The 15,422-nt window shown below is 66.1% G+C and carries 10 protein-coding genes; 3 read left to right on the top strand and 7 right to left on the bottom strand.

Going from position 1 to position 15,422, the window contains the following annotated elements; all coding sequences use genetic code 11:
• Window positions 1-19: 19 nt before the first annotated feature.
• From ACP7DD_RS06465 to ACP7DD_RS06455, 3 genes are all read right to left on the bottom strand, one after another.
• Entirely contained in the window at window positions 20-1,807 is a 1,788-nt protein-coding gene (locus ACP7DD_RS06465; protein WP_426173887.1) for an ABC transporter ATP-binding protein, read from the bottom strand.
• A complete protein-coding gene (locus ACP7DD_RS06460) occupies window positions 1,797-3,548 on the bottom strand; it encodes an ABC transporter ATP-binding protein (protein WP_426173885.1) in 1,752 nt (583 codons plus the stop codon). Before ACP7DD_RS06460 ends, ACP7DD_RS06465 begins: the two co-directional genes overlap by 11 nt.
• A gap of 113 nt (window positions 3,549-3,661) precedes the next feature.
• On the bottom strand, window positions 3,662-4,288 hold the full coding sequence (locus ACP7DD_RS06455) for a phasin family protein (protein ID WP_426173884.1): 627 nt from the start codon (window positions 4,286-4,288) through the stop codon (window positions 3,662-3,664).
• Window positions 4,289-4,492: 204 nt separating this feature from the next.
• Here ACP7DD_RS06455 and ACP7DD_RS06450 point away from each other — a divergent pair, with 204 nt between their 5' ends.
• From ACP7DD_RS06450 to ACP7DD_RS06440, 3 genes are read left to right on the top strand one after another with little or no spacing between them, the layout of a single operon-like run.
• Window positions 4,493-5,767, top strand: a complete 1,275-nt coding sequence (locus ACP7DD_RS06450; RefSeq protein WP_426173883.1) for an amidohydrolase family protein — start codon at window positions 4,493-4,495, stop codon at window positions 5,765-5,767.
• A gap of 46 nt (window positions 5,768-5,813) precedes the next feature.
• Window positions 5,814-6,341, top strand: a complete 528-nt coding sequence (locus ACP7DD_RS06445) for a GNAT family N-acetyltransferase (protein ID WP_426173882.1) — start codon at window positions 5,814-5,816, stop codon at window positions 6,339-6,341.
• Window positions 6,338-6,853: a GNAT family N-acetyltransferase gene (locus tag ACP7DD_RS06440; protein WP_426173881.1), complete on the top strand. Its 516-nt coding sequence runs from the start codon at window positions 6,338-6,340 to the stop codon at window positions 6,851-6,853. Before ACP7DD_RS06445 ends, ACP7DD_RS06440 begins: the two co-directional genes overlap by 4 nt.
• Window positions 6,854-7,039: 186 nt before the next feature.
• Here ACP7DD_RS06440 and ACP7DD_RS06435 read toward each other — a convergent pair whose 3' ends face one another.
• Genes ACP7DD_RS06435 through ACP7DD_RS06420 form a run of 4 tightly spaced genes read right to left on the bottom strand, consistent with a single transcriptional unit; the run spans window position 7,040 to window position 14,772 of the window.
• Complete coding sequence (locus ACP7DD_RS06435; protein ID WP_426173880.1) at window positions 7,040-8,107, bottom strand: alpha/beta hydrolase; 1,068 nt, start codon at window positions 8,105-8,107, stop codon at window positions 7,040-7,042.
• Window positions 8,104-10,908, bottom strand: a complete 2,805-nt coding sequence (locus ACP7DD_RS06430; protein ID WP_426173879.1) for an esterase — start codon at window positions 10,906-10,908, stop codon at window positions 8,104-8,106. The genes ACP7DD_RS06435 and ACP7DD_RS06430 overlap by 4 nt, the downstream gene beginning before the upstream one ends.
• Window positions 10,905-13,190: an amylo-alpha-1,6-glucosidase gene (locus tag ACP7DD_RS06425; protein ID WP_426173878.1), complete on the bottom strand. Its 2,286-nt coding sequence runs from the start codon at window positions 13,188-13,190 to the stop codon at window positions 10,905-10,907. Before ACP7DD_RS06425 ends, ACP7DD_RS06430 begins: the two co-directional genes overlap by 4 nt.
• Window position 13,191: 1 nt before the next feature.
• Window positions 13,192-14,772, bottom strand: a complete 1,581-nt coding sequence (locus tag ACP7DD_RS06420) for an alpha-amylase family glycosyl hydrolase (protein ID WP_426173877.1) — start codon at window positions 14,770-14,772, stop codon at window positions 13,192-13,194.
• Window positions 14,773-15,422 lie beyond the last annotated feature (650 nt).

Here is a 15,422-nt window from a genome sequence, read left to right as displayed (position 1 = left end):
TGGTGCGAACTGTGGTGGCTTACACCGCCAGCTGCTGCAGCAGGTACAAGCGCTGGTACAAGCCGCCCTCGACCTGCATCAGCGCCTCGTGCGTGCCGGCTTCCTCGATGCGGCCGTGATTGAGCACGATGATGCGGTCAGCGTCGCGGATCGTCGACAGCCGGTGCGCGATCGCGACGATCGTCACCCGGCCACGCAGCTCGTCCAGCGCCACCTGCACGATCTGCTCGGTCTGGCTGTCGATGTTCGACGTCGCTTCATCGAGCAGCAAAATGCGCGGCTGGCCGGCCAGCGCGCGGGCGATCGCGATCAGCTGCTTTTGCCCGGTCGATAGCCGCGACCCGCTCTCGCCGAGCGAGGTGGCGTAGCCCTGCTCGAGCGCTGCGATGAACTCGTGCGCATGGGCCGCGCGCGCCGCCGCCTCGACCTGCTGTTGCGACAGGCCGCGCCCCATGTCGATATTCTCGAACGCCGACGCCGCCAGCAGGAACGGATCCTGCGGCACCAGCCCGACCTCGGCGCGGAAGCGCTCGTTGTCGATGCCGGCCAGCGGCTCGCCGCAGATCTCGATGCTGCCTTGCTGTGTGCTGTAGTAGCGCAGCAGCAGCGACAGCAAGGTCGACTTGCCGCTGCCGGTATGGCCGACGATGCCGACAAAATCGCCCTGCGCGATGTCGAGGTTGAGGTGATGCAGCACCGTCTGTCCCGGCACGTACTCAAACGACAGGTCGCGCACGCGGATTGCCGGCACGCCGTCGGCCACGCTCCGCGCCACGGCCGGCGCCTTGCCGGCGGCGTGCTCCGGCGCGCCCGGCTCGTCGAGCAGGGCGGCCACGCGGGCGGTTGCCACCACGGCCTGCTGCAGGCCGCTAAATTGCATGGTGATCTGGATCAGCGGCTCGACCACGCGCGCGATGTAGCTGATGAACGCATACAGCACGCCTACTTCCACCGCGCTCATTTCGCGCTGGCCAAAGCTGAAGATGACCACCGCCAGCAGGATCACGTTGAGCAGGTCGAGCGCGGGACGCAGCAGCAACGCGTTGGCGCGCAGTTCGGCCAGGCGCGCGGTGTAGTGCGCCTGGTTGGTGACGGCGAAGCGCTGGGCAAAGCGCGCCTGTGCGTTGTTCGCCTGCAGCACGCTCATGCCGCCGATCGATTCGGCCATCTGGCCGTTGATGTCGCTGCGCAGTGCGCGCGCCCGCGTCACCGCCGGCGCCGACATGCGCTGGTACAGCCACACGATCAGCACCACCGCCGGCACCAGGGCCAGCACGATCAGCATCAGGCGCCAGTCGAGGAGGGCCATCGCCGCCAGTGTGCCGACCAGGACGATGGTGCTGTCGAGGATCACGAACAGCACCTGGATGTACAGCGTCTTGACCGCTTCGGTGTCGTTGGTGACGCCGCTGACCAGCTGGCCGGTGATGGCCTGGTCGAAGAACGCCATCGGCAGGCGCAGCACGTGGCCGTACACCCATTCGCGCAGGCGCTGCACCGAGCGCATCGCCAGGCCGGACAGGCGCACCAGCTGCAGGTAGCGCAGCCACGAGGCGATCCAGCCGGTGACCAGCATCCCGCCGAGCAGCGCGGCGATACGCGGCCAGTCGAGGTGGCGCGGCAGCAGGTGGTCGTCGATCAGCGCCTTGCCGAGGATCGGGCCGAGCACTTCGAGCAGGGCGGCCAGTGCCAGCCACAGTACCGCCCAGCCGAGATGGCGGCGCTCCGGCCAGGCGGCGCGGCGCAGCAGGCCGGTGGCGCGGGCGGCCTGGGCGCGCATGGTCTTCGGGTCGGAATCAGAGCGCATCGAGGCTGGCCTCCAGTTGTTGGTAGCGCCACTGGCTGGCGTACCAGCCGCCGGCGGCGAGCAGCGCGTCGTGGCTGCCCGACTCGGTGACGCAGCCTTCGCGCAGCACCACGATCAGGTCCGCGCCGGCCACCGCGGACAGCCGATGGCTGGCAATGATGGCGCTGCGGCCCGGCTGCTCGCGCCGCAGTTCTTCCAGGTGTTCGAGGATGCGCGTCTCAGTTCCGGTATCGACCGCCGACAGCGCGTCGTCGAGCAGCAGCAGCGAGCTGCGCGCCAGCAGCGAGCGGGCTATCGCCACGCGCTGGCGCTGGCCGCCCGACAGGGTGATGCCTTTTTCGCCGACGTGCGTCTCGTAACCTTGCGGGAAGCGCAGGATGTCTTCGTGGATCGCCGCCATGTGGGCGGCGTATTCGACTTCGGCGCGGCTGGCGCCGGGGCGGCCGAGCGCTATGTTGTCGGCAATCGTGGCCGAAAACAGGAACGATTCCTGCGGCACCCAGCTCATCGCCGAGCGCAGCGCCGACAGCGTGTAGTCGCCCAGCGCAGGGCCGCCCCATGTCACCTGGCCGTGCTGCGGCGTGGCCTGGCGCAGCAACAACCGCAGCAAGGTCGATTTGCCGGCGCCGGTAGGCCCCACCAGGCCGAGCGTCTGGCCGGCCGGCAGCGCCAGCGACACTCCGGCCAGCGCCGGCGTATCCTGGCCGGCGTAGCTGAAGCTGACGTCGGCCAGCACCAGCGTGCCCGGCACGACAGAAGCGATGGTGCCGTGGTCGTCCACCGACAGCGGCTCGTCGAGCAGCGGCTGCAGGCGCGTCCACGCCGCGCGTCCGCGCTCGATCAGCGACAGCACCCAGCCGGCGGCGAACATCGGCCAGATCAGCTGTCCGAGGTACATGGTGAAGCTGGTCAGCTCGCCGATAGTCAGCTCGTTGTGCCACACCAGGTAGCCGCCCAGGCCGAGCGTGAAGACGCCGGCCGCCGTCAGCGTCAGGCCGACCGCCGGCTCGTACGCCGCTTCCCATTGCTGCGCGGTGAGGCTCGCTTCCGCGGCGTGCGCGGCGAGGATGCCGAACTGCTTCGCGCTGCGCTCCTCCAGGCCGAGCGCGCGCAAGGTACGCACGCCGGACAAGGACTCCTGCACGTGATCGTTCAGTGCAGCGAAGCGCTTGAGCGAATCGGTGGAGGCGGTATGGATCTGGCTGGAGATGCGCCAGAACGCCAGAGCCATCAGCGGGAACGGCACCAGCGCGATGGTGGCCAGGCGCCAGTCGACGCCGAGCATCATGATCGCCAACACCATCAGCAAGGTCAGGCTGCCGTCGAAGCCGGCCAGCATCGCTTCGCCGGCCGCCATCTCGATGGCGTCGATGTCGTTGGTCGCCAGCGCCATCAGGTCGCCGGTTCGCTGCTTCTGATAAAACGCCGGTCCCTGCGCCGACAGGCGCGCATAGAAGCGCGTGCGCAGTTCGACGCCAAGCTGATACGCCGCGGCGAACAGGCGCAGGCGCCAGCCGACCCGCAGCAGGTAGATGGCCGCGCCGAGCGCGAGCAGCTGCGCCAGTTCGATCAGCAATTCGCGTTCGCCCAGCCGATGCGCCGCCAGGCGGTCGATCATTGCGCCGATCTTGCGCGGCACCCAGACGGTGCACAGGGCCACGCCCGCCAGCATCAGCCCCGACGACGCGTACGCTCGCCAATGACGGCGCACGAAGCCGCCGATCAGCCCTGATAAACTCATGATGTCCTTGCCGCTTCAAGCCAGTTAAGCCAAACCGGCCCACACACAATTAGCGGGCCGAAGCCCGCTAATTTACTACCTTTGACAGAGCGGCGCATAGCACGCCGTCGTCGTCACTTCTTGCGCGGCGCCTTGGCGGCGGCAGCGGCGGCCTGCTTGGCGGCGATTGCCGGGGTGCCCGACACGGGCGCCGGCGCCGGCTCGGCGTCGACCGGCTTGACCTGGGTGACCTCGATCGGCTTGTCCGACGACGTGACCGGGAACGATGCGGCGGCCGGCTTCGGCAGCTCCGTAGCGCCGGCGGCCTTAGCGATCGGAGTCGGTTCGGCGATCGGCGCTGCGGGCGGCACGCTGGCGGCGAATTCAGGCGCCAGCGCGGGGAAGGCTTCCAATCGCGCGCTTGGCGCTTGCGGCGCGGCGGCGGCCGGCGCTTCAGCCGGTGTTTCGGCCGGCGCGGCAGCGACGATGCCGAGCAACTGGCGGCTGTAAGCGAGCGCGCTGTCGAACTGGGACTGGGTCTGCTTGGTGACGGCGAACAGGTCGCGCGGATCCTTGGCCGACATCACCTGGCGCATCAGCGCGGAAGACTGTTCCAGCGATTGGCGCGAGGCGTCGATATTGAGCGCGACGAGCTTCTCGACGCTTTCAAACGCCTTGCCGGTAAATGTCTGGAAAAACTTGAATTGCGCTTCGAGCTGCAACTTGCGTGCTTCGGAAAACTGTTCAGGAAGATTGGTCATCGGGTGGTTCCTTATCGGTCGTTTATGATGCGCTGCAATATCGTCGCTAGTTTATCGATGAATGCATGGCTTGAGAAGTATTATTTCAACTAGGTTCTTCCAATAAATATTGCGTCGCAGCATGGATTTCCAGGCATCAATTTTGCTCGGCCAACCTTGTCCGAAGCGCTACAATCGGGCTGTCCCCATGCCCCAGGAGCCAAAATGGATCTCGTCATTCGCAATGCCAGTCTCGCCGACGGCCGCCGCCAGGTCGACATCGCCATCGAGCATGGTCGCATCGCCGCGCTCGGCCCGCGGCTCGCCGTCGCCGGCGCACGCGAAATCGACGCCGGCGGCGACCTGGTGACGCCGCCGTTCGTCGACGCCCACTTCCACATGGACGCCACGCTCAGCTACGGCCTGCCGCGCGTGAACCAGTCCGGCACCCTGCTCGAGGGGATCGCCCTGTGGGGCGAACTCAAGCCGGTGCTGCTGCAGGAGGCGCTGATCGAGCGCGCGATGCAGTACTGCGACTGGGCGGTGGCGCGCGGGCTGCTGGCGATCCGCTCGCACGTCGACATCTGCGACGACCGCCTGCTGGCCGTTGAAGCGCTGCTCGAGGTGCGCCGCCGCGTCGCGCCGTATCTCGACCTGCAGCTGGTCGCCTTTCCGCAAGACGGCATCCTGCGCAGCGCCACCGCGTTCGACAACCTGCGCCGCGCCATCGCGATGGGTGTCGACGTCGTCGGCGGCATCCCGCATTTCGAGCGCACCATGGCCGAGGGCGCGCAGTCGGTGCGGCTGCTGTGCGAATTCGCCGCCGAGCGCGGCCTGCGCGTCGACATGCACTGCGACGAATCGGACGACCCGATGTCGCGCCACATCGAGACGCTCGCGTTCGAGACCCATCGCCTCGGCATGCAGGGCAGGGTGGCCGGCTCGCACCTGACGTCGATGCACTCGATGGACAATTACTACGTCAGCAAACTGCTGCCGCTGATTCGCGAGGCGGGCGTGGCGGCGATCGCCAACCCGCTCATCAACATCACCTTGCAGGGCCGCCACGATACCTACCCGAAACGGCGCGGCATGACGCGCGTGCCGGAACTGCTGGCGGCCGGCGTCGATGTCGCCTTCGGCCACGACTGCGTGATGGACCCGTGGTACAGCCTCGGCTCGGGCGACATGCTCGAAGTGGCGCACATGGGCCTGCACGTGGCGCAGATGACCGGGCAGGAGGCGATGCACCAGTGCTTCCTGGCGGTGACGTCGACGCCGGCGCGCATCCTCGGCCTCGAAGGCTATGGGTTGGAACCGGGCTGCCACGCCGACCTGGTGCTGCTCGACGCCGGCAGCACGGTTGAGGCGATCCGCCTGCGCGCGGCGCGCCGGCTGGTGGTGCGCCGCGGCGTGGTGGTCAGCGAAGCGCCGCGCGCCGGCGCCACGCTGCACCTGCCGGGCCGCCCGGCGATCGTCGATTTCCGCCTCGGGCGCTAGGCGCGCGGTGCTAGAATCAGCGGCATTGGAATAGATGGAGACCACCTTGGAAAACATCAGCATCCGACCGGCCCGCGAAGAAGACCTCGACGCGATCTGGGACATCTTCCATTTCCACCTGGTGGCGGGCGAGACCTATCCGTTCGAAGCGCACACCCCGAGGAGCGTGTGCGATCAGTACTGGCTCGGACCGAACGTGGCCAGTTTCGTCGCGCTCGATGCGCGCGGCGAGGTGCTCGGCATGTACCGCATCGCGCCGAACCAGCTCGGCCGCGGCGCGCATGTCGCCAACGCGTCGTACATGGTCGCCGATGCGGCCAGGAACAATGGCGTGGGCGCGCTGATGGGCCGGCACAGCCTTGTCGAAGCGCGCCGCCTCGGCTACCTGGCGATGCAGTTCAACTACGTCGTCAGCACCAACGCGCCGGCGGTGGCGCTGTGGCGGAAGCTCGGCTTTTCGATCGTCGGCACGCTGCCGAAGGCGTACCGCCACGAGCAGCTTGGCTACGTCGACGCGCTGGTGATGTACCAGCTGCTGAGCGACCCGGCCACCTGGCCGGGCGAACCGGCATGACGCACATCCTCGACACCGAGCGGCTGCGCCTGCGCACGCTGGAACCGGACGACGCCGCGGTCTACCTGAAAGTGGTAAACGTCGCTGCATTTATCGAGTACATCGGCGACCGCGGCATCCGCACCATCGACGCCGCGCGCAAGGCCATTGCCGAGGGACCGGTGGCGATGCAGCACACCCTTGGCCACTCGCTGTACCTGGTCGAGCGCAAGGACGATGGCGCTGCCATCGGCATGTGCGGCCTGATCAAGCGCGAGAGCCTGCCCGACGTCGACATCGGCTACGCCTTCCTGCCCGAGTACGGCGGCAAGGGCTACGCTACCGAAGCTGCCGCCGGCGTGCTGGCCTACGCCGCCAGCATTGGCCTTCGCCGCCTGCTGGCGATCACGTCGCCCGGCAACGACGCCTCCAACGCGGTGCTGAAAAAGATCGGCATGCGCTTCGACAAAACGGTCTACCTGTCGCCGGAAGATCCGGGCACGCTGCTGTACTGCTACGACGTCGCAGGTTAGCACTTGACGCTATGCCACGGGAGGCATCGTAAACGCTCCGGGGTCAGTGCCGACAATCGGACACGGTCTCAGCCGTTCAAACCCTCCGGGGTCAGGTCAGTGCCGACAATTGGACACGGTCTCAGCCGTTCAGTGGTCCGCTAAGGATCGGCTCGTGTCCGATTGTCGGCACTGACCCCGGTGGGATTAGTAGTTGGTGCTACCCCGCGGGAAGAACCAGGTGAGCGGCTTTTCCACGCGCGCTGCCCACGATGCTTCGTTGTGCTTGCCACCCTCGGCGGAGTAGAACATCAGGTCGGCGCCGGCCCTGTAGCCTTGCGCGAGCATGACGTCGCGCATCAGCAGCGTGTCCTCCAAGCCATCGCCGCTCGTGCCGGCGTCGAGATAAAATTTGACGGGCACCCGCGCCGCGGCTTTTGTGACTAGTGCGCGTTCATTCCACCAAAACGAGCTCGATACGCCGCCCGCCTTCGAGAACACGTCCGGCCGATGCTGCGCAATTAGCACCGATGCGATGCCGCCCAGCGACGAACCCATGATCGCGGTGTTTTCCTTGCCCGGCAAGGTGCGCAGCGTCTTGTCGATCATCGGCTTGACGGTATCGACGACGAACGCCTCGTACGCATCGAGCTTGCCGCCGCCGTGTTTCGGATCGCAGCACGGCGTGTACTCGGGGATGCGGTCCGGCGTGTTGTCGATGCCGACCACGATCACCTCGTCCATCGCACCGGTGGCCACCAGGCGGTTGACCGTTTCGTCCATGCCCCATTCGACGCCATACGCGGCCGTTTTGGCGTCGAACAGGTTCTGCCCGTCGTGCATGTAGAGCACAGGGTAGCGCTTGGCGAGATTTTCCTGGTAGCTGGCCGGCAGGAAGATGCGCAGCGAACGGCTGTTTTTCAGCTGTGGCGATTCGACGGCCGCCACGATGGTCGCCAAGCCGAAAGGCTGCCCGAAAAACGGGTAGATGTCGACGCTTGAACCGGTCGCAATTCGGTAGGCGCCGCCGATCGAGACCTTCTCGCCCAGAGCCGGCTTCATCGTGATCTCGCCCAGTTCGTCGGGCCACGAATATGTCCACACGTTGCCGCGGCCAGCTTTTGCCGGTGCGCCTTTCGACCAGGTCATCGGCCCCTTGTCGCCCAGGATCGCGATGCGGCCCTTGCCGGCGTCGTAGTGCACGCGTACGGTGGTGGCGCCAGCGCTCGTCGCCAGCAGCAGGGCCGCAAGCGCGGCGAATATGGTGCTTTTCATTTGACCCTCAACAGGCGTATGCCGTAAATATCGAAACGGTTAAAGATGCCATCGACCCCGCCTGCCGCACTGAAGGTGCTGTTGCTTTGCAGGTAGCTCATATTATAAAAATCGTGGAGTTCGACGCTGTAGGTGCCGGCCGCCAGGCGCGCCGTCAGAGGCGTCGAATAAACCACCGGCGCGCGCGAGTGCGGAAGCTGTATCACCTGGCGCGCGACGATCCGGCCGGCCTGGCCTTTTACCGTCATCCATTTAACGCCGCCGCTGATGCCCAGGTTGATCTGGTTGGCGCCGTTATGATAGCGAACCTGCACCTTGTACTTGCCGGCCGCCGGCACGGCGATTGCATTGACCGCAAACCGGTCGCCAGGTTTGCCCCAGTCCTTGATCGCCTGCGCGATGTCGATGCCGGGATCGGCGCAGCTCGTGGCGCTGTGATGGCTGCGATTGCCCGACGCGGGATCGACCGCTTCGACGGCGTAGCAGGCGGTCCCACTGCGGTCGCGCCAGGCGCCGGCCCTCAAGCCGGCGGCAGCGAGCTTGCCGTCGCGGTAGACGTTGTAGACGGTGCCGGTTCCGTTATGTCCCGCGTCGATGTCGAAGCGCACGCCGTCGCCGTCGCGCGTGAAGTTGGCGATCGCCGGCTCGCCTGGCGCGAACACCGCGCCCGACGTTGCATACGGATCGGCATTGACGCGGCGGATACGCTGCTGCCCCGGCGCCAGTGTGCCAAGCACGATCTCGACGGCGCTGTCGGCCGGCAGCGCATTCCAGTTGACGTGTTGCGAGACCCGCGCACCATTGACGCTGATGCGCTCGACCAGGTAAAAGCCTTCGCCCGGCTGCGCCGGCGGCAGCTGAATCTTTACCGATATCGTCTTGTCGCGCAGCCGCAGCGCGTCAAGCGAAATCGATGTCGACAGGCCAAACGTCTCGCGTCGCAGCCTGGCCGTAATGAACGGGCTGATATTGACGCCGGTGGCGGTTGCCGAGATGCCGAACACGTTCTCGATCACCATGCCGAGGTAGCCGCCGACGGACCACAGCTGGCGCCGCGAATTGATGACGGGCCCAATCAGCGAAGGGTTCTTCTCGTCGAGCAGCAGCGGCTGGCCGCTTAGCCACTCCAGGTTCTCCATGTTCGACAGGTTCAGCGCGGCGCCGCGCATCAGCGACTCGTAGGCCGCGTCGGCGACGCCGGCGTTGCCGGTCATGGCCGCCGCCTTCAGTCCATACGCCGTGACGAAGGGCCACATCGCGCGGTTGTGATAGATCGGCGCCCCCTGCTGCTGCGGATGGATCACGGGCGGTCCCATCGGACCGTGCGGGTAGCGCTCCAGGATGCTGCGCGAGCGCTCGAACCCGGCGACCCCGGTGACGATTGCCAGCGACTGGCCCAGCCAGTCGAACTTGTGCATCGGCGCGCCGTCGAAATGCGGCGCCGTCAGGCTGCTGTACATGCCTTCGTCCGCCAGCCAGAAACGCTGGTTGATGGCGCGCCGCAGGTCGACCGCCCACGTACCGTATTTCTTCGCCAGCGCGCGTTGGCCCTGCTGGCCGGCGAGCGACGCCGCCAGCGTCAGCGCCTTGTAGTGCGCGACGTTGGTCGACAGCGCTTTCGAGCTGGCCAGCGATGCGATGTCTCCGGTAATCCACGAGGCGTAGCTCTGCTCGCGCCAGTCGAGGAAGGATTGCTCGCCCGTGTAGAGCCGGTCGGTCGGGTCGAACGCGGCCAGCCGGTCGTTCTCGATGGTGTTGACCAGGGCGCGCAGCGCGCGCTCGGCAAATACCGTGCGCTCGGCGATCGGCAAGGTCTTGAGCACTGCCTCGGCGCCGAAGGCCCAGCTGACCCGGTCGGTGCTGACCGGCCAGCTGCCGCCGCTGCCGGTGTCCTGGATGATCTGCAGGCCGTCCGCGCTGCCGGCCACCTGCGCCGGATTGACGGCGCCTTCGCGGTAGCCGGACAGCTTGAAGTTCAGCGAATTCATCACGCGCAGCGGGTCGAGCATGGCCAGGCCAAGGTCGGCCGCATACGACAGGTCGCGCGTCCAGACGTAGTGCCACTTCTCGCCGGTGGCGAAGCAGTCGCAGGCCATTGCGGCGCCGCCGGTGTAGTTCCCGTCCCTGATGTCGCTGACCGAATTCTGCTGCATCTCGGTCACGGCCAGCGCGAACAGCGCATCGAAGGCGAGGTTGCCGCTGCGGACAGTCGGCAGGCCGGCCCTTTCCTTGTACGCGACGAACTGCGGTCCCGGATCGCGCAGCTGCATCGTGCTCGAGTGCGCATAGTCGCGCAGCGGCGCACTGGCGTCCTTTGCCGAGAAGCGCGCGGTCTCCTGCTTGCCGTCGAAAGTAGCGTAGTCGACCGACACCGGTTGCTGATGGTCCCGATGCGGATCGATCGTTTCCACCGGCGCCGAAGCCACGCGTACAACCCGCAGCATCGGCTTGGCTTTCGATATGTCGATGCCGAAGCGGTAAGTCCCGGTCTGCCTGACGAACAGGTAGTCCTCCGGCCCTGGCTGGGCGCCAAGGATGTAGTCGGTATCGGTCGCTACCGTCACGCTGGCAGCCGGGTTGATTACCCATTCGACCGACCAGTCCTTGCGGCCGACCTTGAAGCCGTGGTTGCCCGGGCTGATGACAATCTGCGTTTCAAACACGCCGTTGCCCTTGTCGACGAGCTGATTGTCGACGCCCCAGCCGTTGAAGGCGCCGCGGACGTACAGATCCTTCGCGGGCGCTCCGGACACGGCGCCGGATATCAGCAGGGCGCCGACCAGGAAGACGGATCGCTTCATCGGTACTCACCCCGCTCGACGATCCCTTTCAGGACGTCCTTCGACTTCAGCATGGGGAAGCGGGCGGGATCGTATCGGGCCGGCTGGCGAAATCCAAGCTTGCCAATGACGCCTGCGTACGAAGCCTGCACCGGGCGCACCGCCAGCGCGCGGCCATTCAGGCTCGCCCCGCGCGCGCCGACCAGCAACGTGGCCTTCAGGCCCGCAGCGAGCGTGAAGCTCACTTGCAAGCGGCTCTTGTCGCGATTGAGGAAGTTGAAACGCAACTTCCTCGCCGCTGCGCCGTCGAGGCGGAAAACCCAGCGTCCCGGCGTGTAGTCGACCTGCACAGATTCGCCGCGGCCAAAGGGCAGCACGGCGTAAAACGATGTCCACGCGGCGGGAATGGCCGGCGTGAACGCCAGCGTATTGGCCAGCAGGTCCGGCTTGAAGCCGACATAGTCCTGGTAGCCGTTGCGCGCATATTCAGCCACGCTCCACGATTGCGCCCAGGTGCCCGATGGTGTCGGTTTGCCGGCTGCGCCTGGCAGCGCGTCGAGCAGCTCGCTCATCGTGCCGAGCGTGCCGAGGCCGAGGATCTGGCGCCCGAGGTTTTGCGTCAGCGGCCACGCCAGGTGCTGATAGCCAAACCTGGACAACGCGGTGACCGTGAACCCGGCGTTCCAGCCCCAGATCGTGCCCTGGTGGTAGGCGGCGTCCTTGTGGTGGAAGTCCGGATTCTCGTGGCGCGGGTGGAAATAGCGGTCGTCCTGGCTCAGCGATGCGATGCCGTAAGGGTAGAGCAGCTGCGACACCGCGTTGCGCGTGACCCGTGCCTGCACCGCCGGCGGCACGAAGTCGTCGAACGGGATCGACACCAGCATCAGCTGGTTCGGGCGCACGCGGATGTCGCGGCTGCCATCTTCGCGCAGGCGGTCGGCCATGACGGCGCCATCCCAGAACGTCGACAGGAAGCTGCGCTGCGCCTTTGCCGCCAGTGCGCTCCATTCGCGCGCTTTCGCCTCGTCGCCAGCTTGCCGCGCGAGATACGCGCCGGTTTGCAGCGCGGTGTACCAGAGCGCCTGGATTTCGACCGCGCGAGGGCCGCGCGCGGACCACGGCTGTTTGTTGTCGATCCGCGCATCCATCCAGGTATCGGCGCTGTCGTGCGACAGCAGGCCCTGGCGGTCGGTGTAGTTGGCGATGGCGCCTTCGAAGTAGGGCAGGGCCAGCTTGTACATCTGGGCGGCGAACTCCCTGTCGCCGGTATAGCGGATGTACTCGAGCGCCTCGCGCAGCATCCACGGCGTGCCGTCGACGGTGTTGTAGATGGTCTTCTCGGTAGCCGACACGCGGTTCGGGATGCGGCCGTATTCCTTGTCGCGCGCATCGAGGTTCTGGTAGCGGGCAAAGTTCGACAGCACCGCTTTGGCCTGCTCGAACTGGCCGGAGACGAGCAGGGTGCCGGGCAGCGCGATAAACGTGTCGCGGCCCCAGTTGTCGCGAAACCACGGCAGGCCGGCCCAGATGCCGGTGCCGAATTCCTCGACCACGAACATGCCGGCCGACGCCTTGGCCCAGTTCAGCGCCTTGTTGTACTCGGCGTCGCTGGTCGCCAGGTAGCTGCGGGTGAGCGCGGCGTGGCGGGCTATTTTCTCGGCGCCGATCGGATCGGCGGCGGCCAGTTGGCGGGCCCGCTGCGCTGCTCCCGCGGCACTGGCGCCGAATGCGGCGACCACCGTCAGCGATGTGGCGGGATGCACGGTTCGCAGCGTCAGCGCCTGGTCAAGCACGATGGGCTGGTCGGCGGCGAACGCGGCAAACTGGCTGGCGCCTTCGACGATGACGACGTCGCCTTCCTGGCGCACGCTGCGCGTCTCCTTGAGCAGCGGGGCGATCGCCAGTATCGCCGCGCGCGGGCTGGCGACCGACATGGCCAGCGCGCGCTGCTTCGACAGCAGCGCCATCTCCTCGACCGCGCCGTTTGGATAGCGCACCCGGTGCCCATAAGGCAGCACCTGCTCGGCCGAGTGGGCGCGGTCGTTGACGGCGCCATCGACCAGGCTTGCGTAGTCGAGGAACAGCGTACCTTCACGCGTCACATAGCCTTCGCCCTTGCCGTGACTTTGCGTCCGGCCGGCGAAGTAGCCGGCGAGGTTGTCGCCGCTGACAAATTGCGCTTGCTGTCCCGGCGCCACCGTGATTGCCATGGCGTCGAAATAGGCGTCCACGCCTGGCACCGCACCGGCCGCCGCCAGCGGCATCGCCAGTGCGGCGGCCAGCGCCATCATCGTTCGCCGCATGTCAGATCTCCACGATGACGACCGAGCGCGCCGGCAGCGCCAGCGCGTCCTTCAGGTCGACCGTCCTGCCGGTCAGCGCATCGACGCCGCCGTGCGCGCCTTTCAGCATCTCCTGGAAGCGTGCGGTGGGCAGGCTGACCGTCTTGGCGTTCTTGTTGAACGCGACCATGACTCGCTTGTCGCCGGCGTAGCGGAAATAGACCCATGTGTCGTTTTCGGGGCCGAACTGCATCGTCTTTCCATGATGGATGACGGCGCTGGTCTTGCGCCAGTTGACCAGCTTCTTGACGAAGGCCTGGGCCTCCTGCTGCCTGCTCGTCAGGCCGGCGCCGCTGAAGGCGCTGACCTTGTCGCCGGCCCAGCCGCCGGGAAAATCGCGCCGGTAGCTGGCGTCGTCGCGGCCCTTGGCGGTGCTGGTCATCAGGATCTCGGTGCCGTAATAGAACTGCGGGATGCGCGGCATCGTCATCGTGAACACCAGCGCCATCTTGTACAGGTCGACGTCTTCGCCCACTGCGCTGAACAGGCGCGCGACGTCGTGGTTGCCTTCGAAGAGGACCAGCCGCGATGGATCGGGATACAGGTAGTCGAGCGACAGCGTTTCGTATGCTTCGTTAAAGCCGGCTTCCTGGTCGGTCAGCGCGGTGCGCATCGCGTACATCATCGGGAAGTCCATCAGGCTTGGCAGCGAACTGGTATAGCCGTTGGCGTTGACTTTGCCGCGCTGCCAGTGCGACACCACCGCCGGCGACTTGTGCCACTCTTCGCCCACCAGGTTCAGGTTCGGATATTCGGCCATGATGCGGCGCGTGTATTCGGTGAGGAAGGCGCCGTCCGAATAGCCGTAGGTATCGATGCGCAGCCCCGAAAGGCTGGCGTACTCGATCCACCAGATATTGTTCTGTATGAGGTAAGTCGCCACCAGTGGGTTGGTCTGGTTCATGTCCGGCATGTGCGGGCCGAACCATCCGGTGGTGAAGTTCTGCCGGTCGGCCTGCGATCCGTACTGGTCCTGCACCGACACGCGGTGGTGCGCCGTCGGCGCAAATTTGCCGCCATGGTTGGTCCAGTCGGGCGTCGGCATGTCCTTCATCCACCAGTGTCCGAGCCCGATGTGCGACAGAACCACGTCCTGGATGATGCCGATGCCTTTCCGGCGTGCCTCGTCCGACAGGCGGCGGAAATCGCCGTTGCTGCCGTAGCGCGCATCGATCTTGTAGTGGTCGGTCGCCGCGTAGCCGTGATACGAATGGTCGGGCATGTCGTTTTCGACCAGCGGCGTTGGCCACAGCTGGGTGAAGCCCATCGCCGCGATGTAGTCGAGGTGGTCGATGATGCCCTGGATGTCGCCGCCGTGGCGGCCGCCGCCCGGCTTGCGGTCGGCTTTCTCAAGCAGCGCCGGCACGCTGTCGTTGGCCGGCGTGCCGTTGGCAAAACGGTCCGGCATGACCTGGTAGATGGCGTCGCTGGTATTGAAACCGGCGCGCTGCGCCGAACCTGGCTCGCGCGCCAGCAGCTGGTAGCGGTACTTGATGGCGCCGGCGCCGCTACCGAACACCAGGTCGAAGGCGCCTGGCGCCACCTTGTCGGCCAGGGCCAGAACAGGTAATTGCGGTTCGCGACCCGCTTGACGCCGGCGATGCGCACGCCGGGATAGTCGAGCGCCGGCGCCAGGTCGGCGATGCCGGCGCCATGGACCATCAGCTGCAGCGATTTGTGCTGCATGCCGGCCCACCAGAACGGCGGCTCCAGATGCGCGATGCGCGTTGGCGGCGATGCGGCCGCGGCCGGCGCCATCAGTATGCCGGCGAGGGCGATGCAAGCGATCAGGCAACCGCCAGGTGGTCGGGTCATGCGGTCCCCATATTTTTAGATGAAATCAGTAGTTAAGCTACATCGACGACGTGAAGCCGTTATGCGAATCCTGGTCGGCTGCTACGTATTCTTGAGCAAAAGAATACTATGGAAAACCATCCCCATCAATCATCGCTGATGCGTTGATCGCTAGTTTTAGTACAAGCCCAATTGCCAACCCAGGCGGTGTGATTGGGAAAATCTGGCGAAATGTAGTGCAACTACACCAGCCATGCATACTTGTTGTAGCATAAATACAACGTAAAAAACCCTCTCTCCTGTATAAGTAGGCAAAAAACATCACGCGGATGTAGTCGAGTTGAACTCACGTTGACAGTGAATCTAGTTTTAGTACAGAATCTTCAACAGAGCGTCTCA

Source organism: Massilia sp. TWR1-2-2 (assembly GCF_049897565.1).
Lineage (GTDB): Bacteria > Pseudomonadota > Gammaproteobacteria > Burkholderiales > Burkholderiaceae_D > JAFCUW01.
The sequence above is the reverse complement of the archived record's forward strand: the minus strand, read 5'-3'. Positions and strand labels throughout refer to the sequence as shown.

Coding starts and splice junctions, on each gene's coding strand:
- ACP7DD_RS06465 (WP_426173887.1), bottom strand. CDS start 1,807: ATGCGCTCTGATTCCGACCCGAAGACCATGCGCGCCCAGGCCGCCCGC.
- ACP7DD_RS06460 (WP_426173885.1), bottom strand. CDS start 3,548: ATGAGTTTATCAGGGCTGATCGGCGGCTTCGTGCGCCGTCATTGGCGA.
- ACP7DD_RS06455 (WP_426173884.1), bottom strand. CDS start 4,288: ATGACCAATCTTCCTGAACAGTTTTCCGAAGCACGCAAGTTGCAGCTC.
- ACP7DD_RS06450 (WP_426173883.1), top strand. CDS start 4,493: ATGGATCTCGTCATTCGCAATGCCAGTCTCGCCGACGGCCGCCGCCAG.
- ACP7DD_RS06440 (WP_426173881.1), top strand. CDS start 6,338: ATGACGCACATCCTCGACACCGAGCGGCTGCGCCTGCGCACGCTGGAA.
- ACP7DD_RS06435 (WP_426173880.1), bottom strand. CDS start 8,107: ATGAAAAGCACCATATTCGCCGCGCTTGCGGCCCTGCTGCTGGCGACG.
- ACP7DD_RS06430 (WP_426173879.1), bottom strand. CDS start 10,908: ATGAAGCGATCCGTCTTCCTGGTCGGCGCCCTGCTGATATCCGGCGCC.
- ACP7DD_RS06425 (WP_426173878.1), bottom strand. CDS start 13,190: ATGCGGCGAACGATGATGGCGCTGGCCGCCGCACTGGCGATGCCGCTG.